10 protein-coding genes are annotated in these 20,279 nt (G+C 70.8%); 7 read left to right on the top strand and 3 right to left on the bottom strand.

What is annotated here, in order from left to right:
* The 5 genes from D7V77_RS17270 to D7V77_RS17250 all read left to right on the top strand — a co-directional run.
* Positions 1 to 996: SIS domain-containing protein (locus D7V77_RS17270; RefSeq protein WP_147452084.1), on the top strand; the 996-nt coding region annotated here is incomplete at its 5' end.
* A complete protein-coding gene (gene nagA / locus D7V77_RS17265; RefSeq protein WP_120577388.1) occupies positions 993 to 2,168 on the top strand; it encodes an N-acetylglucosamine-6-phosphate deacetylase in 1,176 nt (391 codons plus the stop codon). The genes D7V77_RS17270 and nagA, both read left to right, overlap by 4 nt.
* A 57-nt stretch (positions 2,169 to 2,225) precedes the next feature.
* Entirely contained in the window at positions 2,226 to 4,262 is a 2,037-nt protein-coding gene (locus D7V77_RS17260; RefSeq protein WP_120577387.1) for a glycosyl hydrolase family 18 protein, read from the top strand.
* Between the two features lie 258 nt (positions 4,263 to 4,520).
* Entirely contained in the window at positions 4,521 to 8,183 is a 3,663-nt protein-coding gene (locus D7V77_RS17255; protein ID WP_120577386.1) for a DUF3857 domain-containing protein, read from the top strand.
* Between the two features lie 85 nt (positions 8,184 to 8,268).
* The gene (locus D7V77_RS17250) at positions 8,269 to 10,563 is read left to right on the top strand and encodes a hypothetical protein (RefSeq protein WP_199733797.1); all 2,295 of its coding nucleotides are present in this window, start codon (positions 8,269 to 8,271) and stop codon (positions 10,561 to 10,563) included.
* 21 nt (positions 10,564 to 10,584) lie between these two features.
* On the opposite strand, the gene D7V77_RS17245 is transcribed toward D7V77_RS17250, so the two are convergent.
* Both D7V77_RS17245 and D7V77_RS17240 read right to left on the bottom strand, forming a co-directional pair.
* Positions 10,585 to 12,756, bottom strand: coding sequence for a bifunctional alpha,alpha-trehalose-phosphate synthase (UDP-forming)/trehalose-phosphatase (locus tag D7V77_RS17245; RefSeq protein WP_120577385.1), 2,172 nt, complete (start codon positions 12,754 to 12,756; stop codon positions 10,585 to 10,587).
* 13 nt (positions 12,757 to 12,769) lie between these two features.
* Positions 12,770 to 13,912, bottom strand: a complete 1,143-nt coding sequence (locus D7V77_RS17240; RefSeq protein WP_120577384.1) for a hypothetical protein — start codon at positions 13,910 to 13,912, stop codon at positions 12,770 to 12,772.
* Between the two features lie 227 nt (positions 13,913 to 14,139).
* Here D7V77_RS17240 and D7V77_RS17235 point away from each other — a divergent pair, with 227 nt between their 5' ends.
* Both D7V77_RS17235 and D7V77_RS17230 read left to right on the top strand, forming a co-directional pair.
* Positions 14,140 to 18,267, top strand: a complete 4,128-nt coding sequence (locus D7V77_RS17235) for a DUF3857 and transglutaminase domain-containing protein (RefSeq protein ID WP_158624417.1) — start codon at positions 14,140 to 14,142, stop codon at positions 18,265 to 18,267.
* Positions 18,268 to 18,496: 229 nt separating this feature from the next.
* Entirely contained in the window at positions 18,497 to 18,928 is a 432-nt protein-coding gene (locus D7V77_RS17230) for a cupin domain-containing protein (protein ID WP_120577382.1), read from the top strand.
* Positions 18,929 to 19,001: 73 nt separating this feature from the next.
* Here the strand turns inward: D7V77_RS17230 and D7V77_RS17225 are convergent, their stop codons facing one another.
* Positions 19,002 to 20,267, bottom strand: a complete 1,266-nt coding sequence (locus D7V77_RS17225) for a low specificity L-threonine aldolase (protein WP_120577381.1) — start codon at positions 20,265 to 20,267, stop codon at positions 19,002 to 19,004.
* Positions 20,268 to 20,279: the final 12 nt, after the last annotated feature.

The following is a 20,279-nucleotide window of genomic DNA, read 5'->3' as shown; positions in this document are numbered from 1 at the left end:
GCCGAGGCTCCAGCCGCCGCCCGCCGCCAGATCGAGCGCTGCCGCGACACCTTCGCCTACCTGGGCGCCCGCCTGCGCCGCACGCCACCTCGCTTCGTCGTCACCTGCGCCCGGGGCAGCTCCGACCATGCGGCCGTCTACGGCAAGTACCTCATCGAGACCACGCTGGGCCGCGCCGTCGCCTCGCTGGGTCCCAGCGTCGCGTCCGTCTACAACACGCGCTCCCTGGACCTGCGCGACGCGCTCTTCATCGCCGTGTCCCAGTCCGGCCAGAGCCCCGACCTCCTGCGCATGACCGAGGCCGCCCGCGCGGGAGGCGCCGTCGTCCTGGGCTTCATCAACGACGAAGCCTCGCCGCTGGCCGCGCTGTGCGACGTGCACATCCCGCTGTCCGCCGGCCCCGAGCACAGCGTCGCCGCCACCAAGTCCTATCTGCTCTCCGGGCTCGCCTTCCTCCAGCTCGTCGCGCACTGGTCTGACTCCGCGGAGCTGCATGACGCCGCCCGGCGGTTCCCGGACGCGCTGGAGGCCGCCGGCAAGCTCGACTGGTGGCCCGCGCTCTCAACGCTCAAGGACGCCAGCAGCCTCTATGTCGTCGCCCGGGGCAGCGGACTGGGCGCCGCACTGGAGATGGCCCTCAAACTCAAGGAGACGTGCCGTCTGCACGCGGAAGCCTTCAGCACCGCGGAGGTCCTCCATGGTCCGCTCGGGCTCGTGCGGCCGGGCTTCCCCGTGCTCGCGCTGGGGCAGGAGGACAACGCCGCGCAGGGCACTCGCGAAGTCGTGCAGCGCATGGTCGAACTGGGCGCGAACGTCCACACCGCCCTGCCCGTCCCCGGCGCGCAGGCTCTGCCCACGCTGCCGGACCTCCCCACGGCCATCGCTCCGCTCTGCCAGGTGCAGAGCTTCTACTTCGCGGTGCACCAGCTCGCGACGGCTCGAGGCCTGAACCCGGATGCGCCCGCGCACCTGCGCAAGGTCACGGAGACCGTGTGACGACGACCATCCTCCATGGCGCACGCGTCTTCACCGGGGACCAGCTCCTCGAAGGTCACGCCATCGTCATCGAGGACGGCACCGTCCGCGCCGTGGTGCCCCAGACCGGACTCCCCACCGGAGCCACCGTGCACACGCTGCCCGGTGGCACCCTCCTGGCTCCCGGCTTCGTGGACGTGCAGGTCAACGGCGCGGGCGGCGTGCTCTTCAACGACACGCCCACCGAGGAGGCCGCGCTCGCCATCGCCTCGGCCATGCGCGCGTGCGGCACCACGGGCCTGCTCCCCACCTTCATCACCGACGACGCCGCCCGCATGCGCGAAGCCTGCGAGGCCGCGCTCACCGCCACCGCGCGCCCTGACAGCGGCGTGCTCGGCATCCACCTGGAAGGCCCCTTCATCAGCCGCGAGCGCGCTGGCGTCCACGTGCCCTCGTTCATCCGCACGCCCGACCCTCGCGACCTCGACTACCTCACCGCCCTGCCCCGCCGCTTCGCCGCGCACGGCGGCCGCGTGCTGATGACGCTCGCTCCCGAGTGCGTGGACGATGCCACCCTGCGCCGCCTCGCCACCTCCGGCGTCGTGCTCAGCGCGGGCCACACCGCCGCCACCAGCGAGCGCACCACCCAGGCTCTAAACGCAGGCGTGCGAGGCTTCACCCACCTGTTCAACGCCATGCCGCCGGTGATGAACCGCCAGCCCGGGCCCGTCGTCGCCGCGCTCACCCATGACGACGCGTGGTGCGGCGTCATCGCGGACGGCGTGCACGTGCACGCGGACAACCTGCGCCTGCTCCTCAAGGTCAAACCGCCGGGCAAGGTGTTCCTCGTCACGGACGCCATGCCGCCCGTCGGCACGCCCGTCACGTCCTTCACCCTTCAGGGACGCACCATCCTGCGCCGCCACGGACGCCTGGAGACGGAGGACGGCACGCTCGCGGGCGCGGACATCGACCTCACCACGGCGGTGCGCCACTGCGTCCAGTCGCTGGGCGTCCCCCTGGAGGAAGCCCTGCGCATGGCCTCGCTCCATCCCGCCACCTTCATGGGACTGCATGGCCACCGGGGCCGCATCGCTCCCGGCCATCGCGCGGACCTGGTGCTGTTGAAGCCGGACCTTTCCGTCCACACCACATGGGTGGGCGGGCAGGCGAAAAGCATTCACAGCGATTAACCCGGAAAAATGGGTGCGTGACTCCTTCCGCGTGTACCGCAGGCGAGGAGAACACGAATGCGTCGTAGCAAATGGATTGTGGGCCTGGTGGCGTCCGCGCTGACCGTCGCCGGTTGTGGCCAGGAGTCCTTCGCTCCCGAAGCCGAGGGCCCGGGCAGCGTGATGAAGGCACCGCTGGATGCCGCGTGGGCCGTGGGCGTCGCCTACTCCGTGGGCACTCGCGTCACCTTCGAAGGCCGCGTCTATGAGTGCCGTCAGGCCCACACGTCCCAAGCGGACTGGACGCCGACGGCCGTGGCGGCGCTGTGGCTGGACCTGGGCCCCGTCACGGGTGGTGGCGACACCACCGCGCCCGTCGTCACCGCGTCGAGCAGCAGCACGAGCGTCACCGCCGCGGGCTCCATCACCCTCTCCGGCAGCGCCACGGACAACGTGGGCGTGACCAAGATTGAAATCCTGGAGAACGGCACCCTCGTCGCCACCGCGTCCTCCTATACGCGGAGCTTCTCCGGCTCCGGCCAGAACGGCACGTACACGTACACCGTGAAGGCGTACGACGCCGCGGGCAACGTGGGCTCGAAGACCGTCACGGTCACCGTCTCCATCCCCTCCAACGGCGATGTCACCGCTCCCGTCGTCACCGCCAGCGCCAGCGCGTCGCGCATCACCGCCGCGGGCTCCGTCACCGTCTCCGCGAGCGCCACGGACAACGTGGGCGTGACGAAGATTGAAATCCTGGAGAACGGCTCGCTCGTCGCCACCGCGTCGTCGTTCACTCGCGCGTTCTCCACGTCCGCGCAGAACGGCACGTACACGTACACCGTGAAGGCGTACGACGCCGCGGGCAACGTGGGCACCAAGACCGTGAGCGTCGTGGTGGAGCTGCCCGGCACGCCTCCTCCGGGTGGCAAGCGCATCGTCGGCTACTTCACCGCGTGGGGCATCTACGCGCGCAACTACCAGGTCTCCAACGTCCCGGCGTCGAAGCTCACGCACATCAACTACGCCTTCTCCAACATCACTCCGGACGGCAAGTGCGTCCTCGGGGACTCGTTCGCGGACATCGACAAGGGCTTCGGCTTCCCCGGTGAGTGGGACCCCGGCGCGCTGCGCGGCAACTTCCGCGCGTTCAAGGAGCTGAAGAAGACGAACCCGAACCTCAAGCTGCTCATCTCCATTGGCGGCTGGAGCTGGTCCAAGTACTTCTCGCAGGTCGCCGCCACCTCCGCGTCGCGCACCGCGTTCGTGAAGTCCTGCGTGGACCTGTACGTGAAGGGCCAGTTCCCCGGCGTCACCCCGGCCAACGGCGTGGGCGTGTTCGACGGCATCGACGTGGACTGGGAGTACCCCACCGGCGGCGGCCTGCCGGACAACATCAGCAGCCCCGCGGACAAGGTGAACTACACCCTGCTCATGCAGGAGTTCCGCACCCAGCTGGCCGCCGTGACGGCGCAGACGGGCCAGCCCTACCTGCTCACCATCGCGTCGGGCGCGTCGCCGGACCTGCTCGCCAACAAGCAGGAGACCGTGAAGCTGGCCGGCATCCTCGATTGGATCAACGTGATGTCCTACGACTACCACGGCGCCTTCGAGAGCACGGTCAACTTCCACTCCGCGCTCGACCGCGTGACGGGTGACCCGGGCGCCACCGACGGCTTCTACACGGACGGCTCCATCGCCAAGATGCTCCAGCTGGGCGTGCCCGCCTCCAAGATCGTCGTGGGCGTTCCGTTCTACGGCCGCGGCTGGGGCAACGTGCCCAATGTGAACAACGGCCTGTTCCAGTCCGGCGTCCCCACCAAGGGCACCTGGGATGACGGCCAGTCCGGCCTCACCGGCGTGTTCGACTACAAGGACCTCAAGGCCAACTACGAGCGCGCGGGCTCCGGCTACACGAAGTTCTTCCACCCGGAGAGCAAGCAGGCCTACGTCTACAGCCCGTCCACGAAGGTGTGGGTGGCCTACGACGACGTGCAGAGCATCAACGCCAAGTCGGACTACATCCTGTCCAAGAGCCTGGGCGGCGCGATGTTCTGGGAGCTGAGCGGCGATGACGGCAGCCTCGTCAACGCGCTCTACAACAAGCTCCACTGACGTCCGTCCCCGAGTCAGGGGCACCCACACCGGGGCCGGCACGGGCATCACGCCCGCGCCGGCCCTGTGCGTTTTCGTGCCCCGGCCTTCACGGGCCCACCCCGCCCCACACCGGTCCGGCATAGAGTGGGAAGTGGATTGGTTGCCTGCCCGCCGTCCGGGGCCACATGCAGGGGAAGGCCGTGACGGGTCCGCCTGTTCACTGGCGTCATCGCCCCCTGCCTGCCCCCGGGCGCCGTCGAACTTCGAGGAGAACGGATGTCGCGTTTCACATCGCTGGCCGCACTTGTCGTGCTCACCTGCCCCGTGCTGGGGCTCGCGAAGCCGAACGCGGACGACCGGGCCCGCGAGTACGCGGCCGAGGCCGTCAAGGCCGCCAACTCGCCACGCGGCGGCGCCGCGCTCCTGCGCATGCACGCGCTGGTGGATGACGTGGAGGACCTCACCCCGCTGGTGAGCACCTACCAGCAGATTGCGTCGCGCCGCACGTCGGACGCGAACACGCGCACCACCGCGCAGCTGCTGCTGATGGACGCGGAGCGCTCGCGCGGCCGCATGGTGCGCGCCAACGAGGTCCGCCAGTGGCTGGGCTTCGTCAACGACTACTACGTCGTGGGCGGCTTCGAGAACGAGGGCAAGGCCGGCTGCGACACGGACTTCGGTCCGGAGGCCGCCAACCTGGACCTCACCGCGCGCTACCCCGGCGCCAAGGGCCACGAGGCCACCTGGCGCAAGCTGTCCGTCACGTCTGCGGACGGCTACGTGGACCTGGCCACCGCCGTGCGCCCCAACAAGGAGTCCGTGGCGTACGCGCTCACCTGGCTGGAAGTGCCCCAGGACACGCGCGTGGCGCTGGGCCTGGGCACCTCCGGCGGCTACCGCCTGTGGGTGAACGGGCAGCTCGCGTCCAAGGAAGACCGCTACAACCTGCCGCGCCCGGACCAGACGCGCGTGTCGGTGAAGCTCAAGAAGGGCCTCAACCGCGTGCTGGTGAAGGTGTGCCAGGAGTCCGGCCCGCTGGGCTTCTACCTGCGCTCGGAGTCCGCGTCCGCCCGCGCCTCGCTGCCCGCCAAGGCCCCCGCCCTGGAGCGCATGCCCGCGCCCGCGCCGCAGCCCCTGCCCACGCTGACCTCCTCGCTGCGCGCGCTGGTGGAGAAGAACCCGGACGACGCGGCCCTGCGCGGCGACTACGCCCAGGTGCTGTCCTTCTTCCGCGCGTATGACGAGCGCGAGCACACCGCCAGCGCCGAGGCCGCGCTCGCGGCGGAGAGCGCCCCCAACGACGCGCGTCTGCAAGTGCTGGCCGCCAACACCCAGACGGACGACCTCAACGAGCGCCGCCGCTTCCTGGAGGCCGCCGTGAAGGCGGACCCCACCTACGCCCCGGCGCGCCTGGCGCTGGCGGACCATGAGATGGACCGCGGCCACCCGGAGCGCGTGCAGCCGATGCTCGCTCCCATCCTGGAGGTGGAGGACGGCCGCAACGTGCCGGGCGCGCGCCTCCTGCTCGCCCGCGCGGCGGAGGCCCTGGGCGAGCGTGCCCGGGCGCACGCGCTGATCGAGGAGGCCTTCCGTCAGCAGCCGCGCGTGCCCCGCGTGGTGCGCGTGGCCGCCGCGGCGTCCCGTCAACTGGGCCGCGCCCAGGAGGCCATGGACCGCATGCGCGTGGTGCTGGCGCTGCGCTACGACGACTCCAACACCCGCCGCCAGCTGGCCTCCATGCTCGCGGACGCGGGCAAGGTGGACGCCGCCGAGCGCGAGTACGCGAAGCTCACCGACCTGAACCCCTTCGACAACGGCAGCCGCGTGCGGCTGGCGGAGCTGAAGGCCGCCAACGGCGCCGCGGAGGAGGCCACCGTCCTCTTCACCGAGGCCAAGGCGCTCTCTCCGGATGAGCCGGAAGTGTACGAGCGCGAGGGCCGCGCGCTGCTGGCCGCCGGGCAGCGCGAGCCCGCCCTGGCCGCCTTCGAGAAGTCGCTGGTGCTGCGCCCGCAGAACCCCGGCCTCAAGGAGGCCCTGCGCACGCTCAAGGGTGAGTCCGAGAGCGCGGGCACCCAGTACCTGGTGGACTCGAAGCCCCTGTCCAAGGAGGCCGAGGGCTACATGAACGAGGACGCCCTGTACCTCGTGGACAACACCTACGTGCGCGTGCAGAAGAGCGGCCTGTCCAGCCGCATGCAGCAGATGGTGGTGCGCGTGTACAACCAGCGCGGCGTGGACGCGTTCCGCAGCGTGCCGGTGACGTACTCGCCGGACCGCCAGGAGGTGCGCGTGCTGCGCGCCCGCGTGACGAAGCCGGACGGCTCCGTGGTGGACAGCTACGGCGACGCGGACCGCAACATCAACGAGCCGTGGACGGGCATGTACTACGACGCCCGCGCGCGCATCCTGTCGTTCCCGTCGCTGGCCGCCGGTGACACGCTGGAGCTCACCTACCGCCTGGACGACACCGCGCAGGACAACCTGCTGTCGGACTACTGGGGCGACGTGGAGAGCGTGCAGGGCGTCTACCCGAAGGTTCGCTTCCAGTACGTCGTGGACATGCCCAAGGAGCGGCCGCTGTACTGGAACAAGAGCCGCCTGGCTGGCGTGGACCAGCAGCAGGAGGCCCCCGAGTCCGGCCGCACCGTGTACCGCTTCGGCGCGAAGCACGTCTCCAAGGTGGTGCCGGAGCCGGGCATGCCGGGCTGGGCGGAGGTCGCCCAGAACCTGCACATCTCCACGTACAAGACGTGGGACCAGGTGGGCCACTACTGGTGGGGCCTGGTGCGTGACCAGCTCCAGCCCAACGCGGAGCTGAAGACCACCGTGGACCAGGTGCTCACCGGCGTGGACCGCAAGGACCAGCTGGCCGTCGTGCGCGCCATCTACTCCTTCGTCGTCACCAACACCCGCTACGTGGCGCTGGAGTTCGGCATCCACGGCTTCAAGCCCTACCGCGTCGACCGCGTGCTCGCGCGCCGCTTCGGCGACTGCAAGGACAAGGCGAGCCTCATCCACTCCATGCTGAAGGTGGCGGGCGTGGACAGCCGGCTGGTGCTCTTGCGCATGCGCAACCTGGGCGCTCTGGACGCGGAGCCCGCATCGCTGGCGGCCTTCAACCACGCCATCGCGTACGTGCCGAAGTTCGACCTGTACCTGGACGGCACGGCGGAGTTCCACGGCGCCAAGGAGCTCCCCAGCGCGGACCGCGTGGCCAACGTGCTGGTGGTGGACCCCAACGGGACGAGCAACTTCCTCACCACGCCGGAGGCCAAGGCGGAGGACAACAAGACGACGCTGGCCATGGACGTGGCGCTGCGGCCTGACGGCGGCGCGGACGTGAAGGGCCAGAGCAGCGTGTCCGGCCAGTCCGCGCCGGACTACCGCCGCGCCTACCGCCCGGAGTCCACGCGCAAGTCCACCTTCGAGCGCGCCTGGGCGCAGAGCTTCCCCGGCCTCACCGTGCGCGAGGTGAAGCTCAGCGACACCACCCGCCTGGATGACGACGTGACGCTGGACTTCAACATGGGCATCCCGCGCTACGCGGAGGTGCTGCCCGGCGGAAGCCTGCGCTTCCTGCCCTTCGGCACGGGGCGCACCTACCAGCAGGCGTACGCGTCGCTCGCCGAGCGCCGCTTCGACCTGGTGATGTCCAGCCCCTGGGTGAACACCTTCAAGCTGCGCTACACGCTGCCCGGCGGCTACACCGTGGCGGAGATGCCGCAGGCGGTGGAGGAGACCACCCAGTTCGGCCGCGTGAAGCTCAGCTACCGCGTGGAGAACGGCGCGCTCATCGCCGACGGCGAGGTGGCCCTCTCCGTCGCCCGCATCAAGGCGGACGAGTACCCCCAGTTCCGTGAGTTCCTGGGCCGGGTGGACCGCGCCTTCGGCCGCCGCATCCTGCTGCAGGGGCCGGGGCAGAAGACGGCTTCGCGGTAATCGCGGACACTCGCGGCGCCTGCCTGGTGTCGCATGAGCACGGAGGGCTTGACCCGGACGCGGCCCTCCGTGCTTAAGCAGATGCATGCACCCTGCACGCGCGCTCGTCCTTGGCTGCCTGCTGGTGGCGACGGTCGCCACCGCCGCCACCCCCGTCGTCCAGCTCCCCGAAGGTGGCCGGGCGGTGGAGGTCATCCCCAAGGGCGTGCTGTGCGGCCCGGTGCGCGGCGGCTGGGTGCTGGAGGGCCGCACGCTCAAGCCGCCCACGCGCGCGGATGACGCCAGCCGCACGCTGGAGCTGAAGGTCGCCGCGGACGAGGCCTCCTGCGCCACGGCCACCGACACCGTGGTGGTGGTGGCCACCGGGCCCTTCCCGCGCATCGACAGCGCCGCCACCACGTTCTACCCGGACGACGGGCGCCTGGAGCTCAAGGGCACCGGCCTGAGGAACGTGGCCATTGCCTGGTCCGGGACACCCCGGGGCGTGGATCCGAAGACGGCCTCCGTGGACGGCCAGGACTTCTGCCTGGAGCCCAACGCCCCCAACGAGTGCGCCGTCCCGCTGACGCCCGGCCTGCCCACGGACGCGACGCTGTCGTGGGTCCCCGCCTACGGCCGCCGGGGCGCGGGTGTATCGACGTACGACGCCAACGGTCGCTTCCTGGACGACGAATACTTCCGCCTGCGCCCCGGCCGCACCGTGCTCACGCGGCCCCTGGTGCAGTCCTCCGGCGTGGACCTGTCCAAGGGCCCCGGCTACGCGGCGGTGACGCACTCGGAGGCCATCGCGTCCGTGGACTGCGGCACCGCGCGCTGCGAGGTGACCGAGGGCGCCGTGTCCATCCGCAACGTGCCGGGGTTGAACCCCACGGTGTCCTTGCGCCTGCGGCTGGTGCCGCGCGTGTTCTTCGCGAAGGGCGACGCGCTGGAGACGTCCTTCTCCGAGACGCTGCCCGTGCTCGCGTGCCCCATCACCGCCGTGGACGGCACCGTGCTGCGCGACGCGGAGGACTCCGGACTGGTGATGCGCCTGGACGCCGCCTGCGCGCACGACCCGCGCGGCCTGTTGTGGACGGTGAACGGCGCGCGCGTGCGGGTGGAGCGCGTGGTGAAGGCGCAGGACGGCACCTACGTGCTCCTGCGCACCAGCGGCACCAACGAGCCGCAGGTGACCGTCACCGCCATCACGTCACGCGTGGACGGCACGGTGGTGGCGTCGGAGACGGCGGACACGAAGCCCGTGCCGGACCCGCGCGCGACGCTGGAGTTGCCCGGCCACGGCAGCATCGACTTCGTGCCCACCAACCGCCCGGCGGAGGTGACGGTGGCGTCCAACGGCGGCCTGGGCCGCTTCGTCCTGCGCCCGCTGGGCGGCGCGTACACCGTGACGATGCGAGAGACCACCACGCTCATCCAGGGCGAGGCCACCGCCGGCGGCTTCGTGTCGCTGCGCTTCGCCTACCGGCTGCCCACGCTGCCCGCGGAGCTGGCCACGTCCGACCTGTTCGTCACCAACGAGCGCGTGCAGCGCGCGGTGCGTGAAGCCAGCGTGCCCACCAACGTGGAGAACCTGGTGGAGTTCATCTGCGCGGATAAGGAAGGCAACGACGAGAAGCTCGCGCCCAGCCGTCCGCACCGGCTGGAGTACGGCATGCGCAACACCTGCCGCGTCATCATCCACCGCGAGCGCCTCACGCTGGAGGAGGGCAACCAGGAAATCACCCTGCGCATCACCGTGACGAAGTCCGACAACTCCATCCGGGGCGAGAGCAGCGTGGACCAGCGCCTGTTCCTGCGACCCAAGGGCGAGGTGCGCGTCATCCCCGTGCAGGGCAACCTGGGCCAGTACGACCGCATCCTCGTGCAGGTGGCGCACGTCGCGGATGAGTCCCGCTACGCCCTCTCCACGGTGGACCGCACGGGCCTGCCGTCCGCGCAGTGGACCGCCATCGTGCGCGGCGGCATGTTCCGCCTCTACACCATGGCCACCATCCCCGCGGGCCTCTACCGCGCGACGCAGCCCACGGGACAGCTGGCCATCAACTTCGGCGTGCTGTCGCGCCTGGCGCTGCTCAACAACGAGGGCCAGGAGCGCCTGCTGGGCATCGAGATGGGCCTGATGGGCCTGGGCCTGGTGCCGCAGTCCGGGGACATCCAGTTCCCGCCCACGCTGGCGGCCGTGCTGGGCCTGGGACTGCGCGTGCCCATTGGCCCGGGCGCGGCGGTGGGTGCCAACGCATGGATTGCCCGCGAGTTCCGAGGCGACATCACCCGGCGCACCAGCGGCGACCCCACCACCGACACCGTGGTGCCCTCCAGCAAGTGGTCCTTCATCTTCGGACCCAGCATCTCCGTGGGCAACGTGGGCTTCAACCTCTGAAGCCCACGCCGCGCCCCGCGGCTACTTCCCGAGCAGCGCCTTCAGGAACCGCCGCACCTCCGGCGGCCCCTCCACGCGGTACGCCGCGCACGTGTGCTTGTTGCCCGCGTGCACGGTGATGCCGCCCGGGGGCACCGCGGCGAAGAGGTCCTCGTCGGTGACGTCGTCGCCCATGGCCACCACGCGCACGTCCGGCGCCTCCTGCTTCAGCACCTCCGGCACCACGCGGCCCTTGTTGACGCCCCGGGGCCGCACCTCCACCACCCGGTCGCCGGGCAGGATGTGCATGGGCTCCTGGGAGAACTTCTCGTAGAGCAGCAGGCGCAGCTCGCGCGCCTGGAGCGCTCCGAACTCCGCGTCCACCTTGCGGTAGTGCCACGCGAGCGACGCCGTCTTCTCCTCCACGAAAGAGCCCGTCACCCGCGCCGCGAACGCGTCCAGCACGGGCTTCACCTTTGGCTTCCACTCGAAGGACACGCCCGGCAGTGCCTGCCACGGCTGGCCCAGCCGCATGCGCGACCACAGGCCGTGCTCCGCGTGCAACCCCACGGGCAGCTCACCGAACCACGCCTCCAGCGTCTCGCGCGGGCGGCCGCTCACGATGTGCACGGAGATGTCCGGCCGGGCGCACAGCTCCTGGAGCAGCGTCATCAGCTCCGCGTCCGGCGCGGCCAGCTCCGGCATGGAAGCGAAGCCCACGAGCGTTCCGTCGTAGTCCAGGAACAGCACCTTGCGGCCCGGCCCCTTCAGCTTGTCCAACGCGAGCATGCCGTCCGGCAGCGGCGGCTTCTCCGCCACCGAGGGCAGCCCCTGGAGCCGGTCCAGGAAGCTGGCCACCCACCAGTGCACGTCCCGCGCCTTCACGCCCGCGCGCAGGTTGCGCATGCGCTCCTGGCGCTCGGGCCTGGGCATCTCCAGCGCCTGTTCGATGGCGTCCGCCATGCCCTCCACGTCGTAGGGGTTCACCAGCAGCGCGTCGCGCATCTCCGCCGCCGCGCCCGCGAACTCGCTGAGCACGAGCACGCCGTCGTCGTCCGGACGGGCCGCGCAGAACTCCTTGGCCACCAGGTTCATGCCGTCGCGCACGGGCGTCACCAGCATCACGTCCGCGCCGCGGTAGAGGCTCACCAGCTGCTTCTCGTTGAGCGAGCGGTAGAGGTAGTGCACGGGCGTGCTGTGCACGGTGCCGTAGAGGCCGTTGATGCGGCCCACCAGCTCGTCCACCGTCTCGCGGTATTCGGCATAGGCCTGCACCTGCGTGCGGCTGGGCACGGCCACCTGGATGAAGCGCAGGCGCCCACGCAGGGCCGGCTCCCGCTCCAGCACTCGCTGCACCGCGAGCAGGCGCCGGGGAATGCCCTTGGTGTAGTCCAGCCGGTCGATGCCCACGAGCAGCCGCTCGCCACGCGAGCGCTCCTGTAGCGTCTTCACCTCGTCCAGCACCGCGGGCTCGCGCGCCAGCGTCTCGAAGGCGGTGGAGTCGATGCCCATGGGGAAGGCGCCCACGCGCACCTCGCGCCCCTGGAAGAGGACGCGGTCGATGTCCGTGTCCAACCCCAGGTGCCTCAGCAGCGTGCCGGAGAAGTGCCGCACGTAGCTCACCGCGTGGAAGCCGATGAGGTCCGCGCCCAGCAGGCCCCGGAGCAGCTCGCCGCGCCGGGGCAGCGTGCTGAAGATTTCGGACGACGGGAACGGGATGTGGTGGAAGTAGCCGATGCGCGCGTGAGGCAGGCGCTGGCGCAGCATCCCGGGCACCAGCATGAGCTGGTAGTCATGCACCCAGATGGTGTCGCCCGGCTGATAGTGCTTCGCGGCCAGGTCGGCGAAGCGCTCGTTCGCCTTGCGGTAGGCGTCCCAGTCCCGGTCCTGCCGGGGGACGCGGTCCAGCATGTAGTGACACAGCGGCCAGAGCACCCGGTTGGAGTAGCCCTCGTAGAAGCGGCTGACCTCGCTGGCGGACAGGTACAGCGGCACGCAGCGCAGGTCCGCCAGCTGCTTCTCCACCTGCGAGCGCTGGGCGTCCGTCAGCCGCGAGACATCCCCGGGCCAGCCAATCCACATGCCTCCGGAGCGCTCATGCGGGCGGCTGAGCCCGGTGGCGAGCCCCCCGGCGCTGCGCACCACGGAGACGACATCCTTCTCCGCCTTGACGGTGACGGGAAGACGGTTCGAAACGAGCAGGAGTCGAGCCATAGACCCACTAGCTCTATTCACCCCCTCCGGGAATGGCTACCACCTTGTGCGCCTGGCTGACGTTTGAGGGCCCCTGCCCCGCCCGTGCCCAGCCGAGCCGGACCAGCAACTCGGGCTCCTTCCCTGCCTTCCAGATGAAGGCGTCCAGCACGTAGTGCGTGGCCTGCGGCAGCGCAAGCAGCGGCACCACGAGCGCCAGCACATCCGCCTCCAGGACGGGACCACTGTCGCCGAACAACACCGGGCGGTCGTGCCACACCAGCACGTCCCACAACCCTTCTTCCAAGAGCGCCAGTCCCGCGAGGAACAGCAGGAAGCCCGGCAGCCCCGCACGCAGGAGCACGCCCAATTCGCCGAAGCCCCCTTCCGCGTGGCGCCCGCGTGCGTAGCGGAACAGCAGCGCGAAGTACGGCACGCCGTGCAGCACCACGTTCATCACCGTGAACGCGAAGTCGTCCCGCGCGAGCACGATGCCGCCGAACCACGCCACCCACGTGGCCACGACCAGCAGCACCTTGCCGGCCTGCACGCCTTCGCCCCGCGCGATGCGCAAGCACTGGAAGCCCGCCCACAGCGTGAGCACCGCCGCGTGCGCGCCCAGCGCCGCGGTGCCCATCCACCGCGGGAGGCCGGAGATGAAGTCGTTCTCCACGAACCACCAGAACGAGCGAGGCAGGTTCGCGTGCCACCACACGGCGGGGCCCAGCGTGGCGGCGTAGATGGCCGCGGCATCCAGGCGCCGCTCGAAGGCGGACACGCGCGCCTTGCGGTCGTAGAGCGCCATCCAGCCGTACTGCTGGCGGATGAAGTGGAACAGCGCCACGTACGCGAACAGGCTCCAGAACGTGCCGGGAGACACCATGTACGCGAAGACGCCCGCCGTGTACGCGGCGAGCGGCGCGCCCACGTAGAGGCCCGGGCGGCGCGACACCTCGTCGCCGTCCAGGTACGTGCGGAACAGCGTGGACCAGACGTGCGCCACGTCCACGCCCACCACGAACAGGAGCCACGCCCACGCGGGCGTGTCCCCCACCGCTCCCAGCCACGGCGCGGCCAGCACGAAGGCCACGGACACAAGAGCGCTGCCGGCGAACACGGAGAGGTCCGCGCCAGGGCCGAACAGCCAGGCCTGCGCGGGCGAAAGGAGACGGGGCATCGGGCCCGGGAGATTAGCGCACTCTCCGGTCCTCCCTGGTCCTGGCACACCCACCTGACTTACCCGGTATTCAACCAATCCCTTGCATCTGAGCAGTCATTGAGATGGAAGCCGCTCACGGCCAAGACGGCGCGTGCGTGTCATTCCGTACGCGCGATTCGTTAGGCTTTGCGCCCCGCGCCCTCCTTTCCACCGGTCCCCGTCTGGAAGGGCGCGCTCCCACGCCCATGCGCAATGCCTCACCGGTTCCGGCCCGCCGGAATGTGACGTCCTCCACGCTGCTCTGCCTGCTCCTCGCCTCACTTCCCGCCCTGGGCGCCGAGCGCGCCTTGCCCTGGGAAGGGCCGGCCTTCACGGCTTCCGCCTCCGCCATGGCCACCAGCGCCGCGAAGCTGCCCGCGCCGGCGGGGGGCGGTGACGTGGAGGTCCTGCTGCGGGAAGGGAACTACCAGGAGCTGGGGCCCCACCGCTGGCGCACCACCCACCGCAACGTCTTCCGCATCCTCACCGCCGCGGGCGTGCGCCAGTGGGCCGAGGCCCGCGCCGAGTGGTCCCCCTGGCGCCAGCAGCGCCCCGTCCTCCGCGCCCGCGTCATCACGCCGGATGGGAAGGAGCACCCGCTGGATGAAGGGACGTTGCACGACGCGCCCGTGGAGGACGCGGCGCCGGACGTCTACAGCGACACCCGCGCGTTGCGCGCGCCGCTGCCCTCGCTCCGGCCCGGCAGCATCGTGGAGGTGGAGTCGGTGGTGGAGGACACGCAAGCGTTCTTCGACGCGGGCGTCGTCACGCACTTCTACTTCGCCAGCCCTGTGCCCGTGCGCAAGGTGCGCCTGGCCATCGACGTGGCCCCCAGCACCCAGCTCGCGCTGCGCGTCCAGGGGCTGCCGCTGGAGCCGCTGCCGCAGCACCAGTCCGACCGCAAGCGGCTGAGCTTCGAGGGCGGCCCCTACGCCGCCGTGACGGCGCTGGAAGCGGACATGCCCGCGGCCCAGGCCTTCCAGCCGCACGTGGCCTTCTCCACGGGCCGCTCCTGGAACGAGGTGGCCCGGGCCTATGACACCATCGTCGAGGAACAGCTGGATGGCTCGTCGCTCCAGGCCCGGGCCCGCGCGCTCGCGAAGGGCTCCAAGGACCGTCGCGTCGTGGCGCAGCGGCTGCTGGAGGAGGTGCGGGAGTCGGTGCGCTACACGGGCCTGGAGTTCGGCGCCGCCGCCATCGTTCCCGCTCCGCCGAAGCAGGTGCTCGCGCGCCAGTACGGCGACTGCAAGGAGATGTCCACGCTGCTCGTGGGCCTGCTGCGCGGCGCGGGCATCCCCGCCCACGTGGCGTTGGTGCGCTCCGGGCGCGAGGACGTGCCTGAGCTTCCGGGCATGGGCTTCTTCAATCACGCCATCGTCCACGTTCCCGGGACGCCCGCCCTGTGGATCGACCCCACGGATCCAGGCGCGGAGGCCGGGATGCTCGCCCCGGAGCTTCAGGGACGTCACGCGCTGGTGGCCGCGCAGGACACCCAGGGGCTCACCGTCATCGACGAGGCGCCCCCTTCGGCGAATACCGCCCTCTTCACCCGCACCGTGGAGCTGTCCGACGAGGGCCCGGCCCGCGTGAAGGAGACGCGCGAGCTGTCGGGCTCGCTGGCGGTGCAGTACCGCCGCCTGCTGCGCGCGGTGCGCCCGGACGACCTGCGCCGCAACCTGGAGGCGCTCGCCACCGCGCAGTACCAGGGCACCCTGGAGGGCCTGAAGCACACGTCGCTGGAGGAGGGCACCGGCCCCTTCCGGCTGGAGCTGGACGTCGCGTCCGCGCGCTTCGCCACCACGGGCTGGCGCGGCGTGCGCGTCCCCCTGCGGCTCGACTCGCCCCTGGCCTGGCTGCCGGACTCACTGGACGACGTACGGGAGCTGCTGCCGGACGAACTGGGCCGCAAGCCCGCCCTGCCCTCGAAGCGCAAGGCGGACCTGGTGCTCCCGGTGGCCTACCGCGCGGAGGTGCGCTACCGCCTGCGCCCGCCCCAGGGCTTCGGCGTGCGGACCGTCCCCCGCGACGAGACGCTGTCCCTGGGGCCCGCCACGCTCGCGCTGGCCTACACGCGCGAGTCCGACGGCGGCCTCAGCGCCACCTTCCGCTTCGACACCGTGAAGCGCCGCTACACGCCGGACGAGGTGACGGCCTTCCGCACGGCGCTGGCCACGTTCGCGCACCGGGCACCGATGGAGGTGGAGTTCGAGGACCGGGGCGCCCGGCTGGTGGAGGCGGGGCGGGTGAAGGACGGCCTGGACCTCTACGAGAAGCGGCTCACGTCGCGCGCGGATTCGGCGCAGGTGCGCGCGCGCTACGCCGGCACGCTCTTGCGGTTGGGCTTTGGCGAGCAGGCCCGCATCGAGGCGCGCCGGGCCGTGGAGCAGCAGCCGTCCTCGCCGCTGGTCCACCACGTGCTCGCGTGGATCCTGCAGCACGACCCGCAGGGACAGCCGATGCTGCCGGGCGCGGACCTGGAGGGCGCGGTGGCGGCGTGCCGCAAGGCCATCGCGCTGGAGCCGGACAACATCTCCGCGAACGTGCTCCTGGCGGACCTGCTGGAGCACAACCGCGAGGGCGAGCGCTTCGGCCGGGGCGCGCCTCTCGCCGAGGCGGTGGCCACCTGGCGCCACCTGCGCGATGACCTGCACGCACAGGACGTGGACGACCGGCTCATCGCGGCCCTGTTCCGCTCGGGCGCCACCGCCGAGGCGCTGGAGACCGCGCGCAAGGCCGCGCCCTCCGACCTGCGGACGAAGGTGCTGGTGATGACCACGGCGGAACGCCAGGGCATCCCGGAGGCCATCGCGGCGGCGGACCTCGAGTTCGAGGGGCCGGACGCGCGCCGCCAGGCGCTGGCGCTCGCGGGCAATCACCTGCTCACGCGGGGCCGGGCCGGTGACGCGGTGAAGCTCTTCGAGGCGGCGCTCAAGGGCGCCTACGACCCGGACCGCCAGTTCCAGCTGGAGCTGGCGAAGAACGCCCGCGACGGCAAGAACGCGAAGGAGGAGAAGGGGCCGGAGGCGCTGGTGCGCCGCATCGTCAAGGCGGCCTGGACGGCGCGCGACGCGAAGGACTTCAAGGCCACCATCCGCCCCTTGCTGTCCAACCGCGACCGCGAGGACAGCACGCTGGACCGCAAGCTGGAGCTGCTCCAGGCCCAGGCCTCGCGCTTCTCACGGACCTCCCTGGACACCGTGGGCGAGTCCTCCATGGCGGACCTCGCGGTGGCCGCGCTCGACCTCAAGGTGGAGGGACAGGAGAAGATCGGCTACCGGGTGCGGCTGAAGTTCCTGCTGGGCGCACAGGTGTACGAGGACGCCTGGTACATCGTGAATGAGAGCAACCAGCTGCGCCTGCTGGGCTCGGTGACGGATCCGCGCCCGCTGGGAGCGGAGGCGCTGCGATGGCTGGATGCCGGCAAGCTCAAGCAGGCCCTGGTGTGGATTGAATGGGCCGTGGCGGACACCCGCGCGGTGGAGCCGACGGGCCTGTCCCCCCTGGCCTCCTTCGCGAACACGCTGCGGGGCTTCTCCGGAGCGGAGGGCGTGACGCACCTGCGCGCCGCATGCGCCTACCTGGGCGCGAGCACGGGGGACGCGCGCGTCCTCGCCGCGCTGCGGGCCCAGGCGCAGTACGCGTCGGGCCAGGAGCGACACCGGCTGATGATGGCGCTGGCGGTGGCCACGCGGGCGAACGGCCAGAGCCCGAACGCCGAGGTCATCCTGGACGAGGTGCGCTCGGACGTACCGCAATCCGCGGATGCCTTCTGGCTCAAGCGCGAGATGCTCTCTGAGAGCGGCCGGTGGGCGGAGCTGCGCCAGGTGTCCGAGAGCCGGCTCGGGCTGCTGCACACGGACAGCCTTGGCTTCGAGTCACTGATGCTGGCCTCCCTGAACCTGGGCAACTGGGCGAGGCTGGACGAAGCCACGCGCGAGCTGATGGACCTGGGAGGCGGGGGGGCTGATGCGTACCGGACCCTGGCCTGGGCGGCGCTGTACCGCGGCCGGGTGAGGCCCGAGGACATCGCGTGGGCCCAGAAGGCCGTGCGCCTGGGCGCGGAAGGAGACACGACGCCCACCGCCCTGCTCGCCGCGCTGCTGGCGGAGTCCGGCAAGCTGGTGGAGGCACGAAAGCTGGTGGACGACGCCATGGACCTGGGCGGCGCGGACACTCCGGCAAACGCGGGCCTGCTCTACGTGAAGGCCCGGCTCGCGGAGTCCTTCGGGCTGACGGAAGCGGCCCGGGGGCTCTATCGCGCGGTCCCCCGCGACGACACATCTGACTCGCGCTCGTTCCACCGGCTGGCGCAGGCCCGCCTCAATCGCCGGTGAGCCACCCTGCGGGTTTCCACATGGGTCCACAATCACCGGATGCTTGCTGCCTGATCAGAAAATGCGACCAGCAGCGGCGTTCGCGAACAGCCGCCGTGGAATCTTCCTGAGACAAAGGGGCGGTTTAAAGACAACAACCCGACACGTGAGACTAACTTGCAAGGTTTTCCTTCCTGGGCGTTATCATGGTTGAAGACACACAGACGCAGGGCTGAGCGAGGAGGCTGTCATGTCCGGAACGGCGATGATGAATGGACTGGTTCACACCGCGGACCTCGAGTGGAAGCCGCTCGGTCCTGGAACGTCCTACCGCCTGCTGCGCGTGAGCGCGGAGACGGGTGTGTGGAGCGCCATCCTGAAGATGGAGAAGGGCGCCGTCTTCGCGCCGCACAAGCACCTGGGCCCCGCGGAGATCTTCATCCTCTCCGGCTCGACGCAGGACCGCCTGGGCATCACCCGCGCGGGCGACTACGAGTTCGAGCCGCTGGGCGCCGAGCATCCCGCCACCACCGCGCTGGAGGAGTCGCTCGTGCACTTCACCGCGCACGGCCCCATCGCGTTCCATGACGACAAGGGCCGCATCGTGATGCTGCTCGACTCGGAGTTCTTCCTGAAGGCCCAGGAGCAGGAGCCGCAGTACAGCATCAAGAAGGCGGCCTGACGCACCGCAGGGCTGTGTTTCACACGCCGGGTGTCTGACTTTGACACCCGACGTCACGGCAGGCGGCCAGGTATCAGGCCGCCTCCAGCAGGCGCAGGAAGGCCCGGGCCGCGTCGGCGTCGCTGATGGAGCCCAGCCCCTCGCTCACCTGCAGCTCCGTGGACACGACGCCGGGCACGCGCGTCTGTCCGAAGCCTCCCGCCACCCAGACGCGGTCCTCACGCGCGATGCGGTCGCGCTGGCGGCTGTACGCCTGGGGTGAGCCGCGCAGGAACACGTGGAACAGGTTCGTCTGCACGGGCTGCGGCAGCACGGTGACGCGGGAGTCCGCCGCGATGAGCGTGGTGAGCGCCTTCGCGCGCTTCACGTAGCCGGGAATGGCGGTCAGCGCCGCGTCGAAGCGCATGGCGGCGGAGGCCACCAGCGGGGCCAGGTGGAACAGGTTGCCGCCGTGCCGGTGGCGCCACACGCGCGACTCCTTGATGAAGTCGCGGTTGCCCACCAGCATCGCGCCGCCGATGCCGCCCACCATCTTGTAGAAGGACACGTAGACGGAGTCGAAGCCCTTGCAGATGTCCGCGTAGGAGCGGCCATAGAAGGGCTGGCTCTCCCACAGCCGCGCGCCGTCCATGTGCAGCTTCACCTTCTTGTCGCGACACGTGCGCTTGAGCTCCTGGAGCTGCTCCCACGTCTGGAGCTGCCCGCCCAGCCAGCGCACCGGCAGCTCCACGCTGACACTTCCCAGCGTGTCGCGCGCCTGCACCACGTCCTCCGCCAGCAGCGGCCGCGTCCACGGGCCCAGGTTCACCGCGCGCAGCTGGTGCAGCACGGAATAGGCGTCGTCTTCATGCAGCACGTGGTGCGACGACGGGTGCACGCCCACCGTGCGCACGTTGCTCGCATCCGCGTAGATGCGCAGCGCGATGAGCTGCGCCATGGTGCCCGTGGGCATGAAGCACGCGTCCTCGAAGCCCAGCAGGTCCGCGAGCTTCTTCTCGAAGGCCTGCACGAAGTCGCCGTTGCCGTAGAAGTCGCTGGTCAGCTTCTGGCGCTGCATCCACTCGCCAATGCGCACGTACTCCGTGCCGTCGTCGGACGTGGAGCTGACGGGCAGCGACGCGGTGCAGCCCTTGCGCAGCTGTTCGTACTCGGCTTGGGAGACGGGCTTGGGAGCCGCCTCCGCGGCGGGGACGCCCGCGAGCCCCGGCGACTTGACGGTGCGCAGGGACGGCGTGCCTCCGTCAGGAGCCGCCTGGCTCCGGGTCGGGAACAGCGTAGAGCCCGCGAGCAGGCTGGTGAGTCCGAGGAACTCCGCCCGGCTGAAGCGACTGTCCTTCATGTGCCCTTCCCT

The sequence above is a fragment of the Corallococcus sp. CA041A genome (genome assembly GCF_003612075.1).
In the GTDB taxonomy this organism is placed as follows: domain Bacteria; phylum Myxococcota; class Myxococcia; order Myxococcales; family Myxococcaceae; genus Corallococcus; species Corallococcus exiguus.
Note: the sequence above shows the minus strand (reverse complement) of the source record. Positions and strands in the feature narration are given on the sequence as shown.

What these genes read in the sequence shown, in the direction of transcription:
- D7V77_RS17260 (WP_120577387.1), top strand. Translation starts at nt 2,226, where the DNA reads ATGCGTCGTAGCAAATGGATTGTGGGCCTGGTGGCGTCCGCGCTGACC.
- D7V77_RS17255 (WP_120577386.1), top strand. Translation starts at nt 4,521, where the DNA reads ATGTCGCGTTTCACATCGCTGGCCGCACTTGTCGTGCTCACCTGCCCC.
- D7V77_RS17250 (WP_199733797.1), top strand. Translation starts at nt 8,269, where the DNA reads ATGCACCCTGCACGCGCGCTCGTCCTTGGCTGCCTGCTGGTGGCGACG.
- D7V77_RS17245 (WP_120577385.1), bottom strand. Translation starts at nt 12,756, where the DNA reads ATGGCTCGACTCCTGCTCGTTTCGAACCGTCTTCCCGTCACCGTCAAG.
- D7V77_RS17240 (WP_120577384.1), bottom strand. Translation starts at nt 13,912, where the DNA reads ATGCCCCGTCTCCTTTCGCCCGCGCAGGCCTGGCTGTTCGGCCCTGGC.
- D7V77_RS17235 (WP_158624417.1), top strand. Translation starts at nt 14,140, where the DNA reads ATGCGCAATGCCTCACCGGTTCCGGCCCGCCGGAATGTGACGTCCTCC.
- D7V77_RS17230 (WP_120577382.1), top strand. Translation starts at nt 18,497, where the DNA reads ATGTCCGGAACGGCGATGATGAATGGACTGGTTCACACCGCGGACCTC.
- D7V77_RS17225 (WP_120577381.1), bottom strand. Translation starts at nt 20,267, where the DNA reads ATGAAGGACAGTCGCTTCAGCCGGGCGGAGTTCCTCGGACTCACCAGC.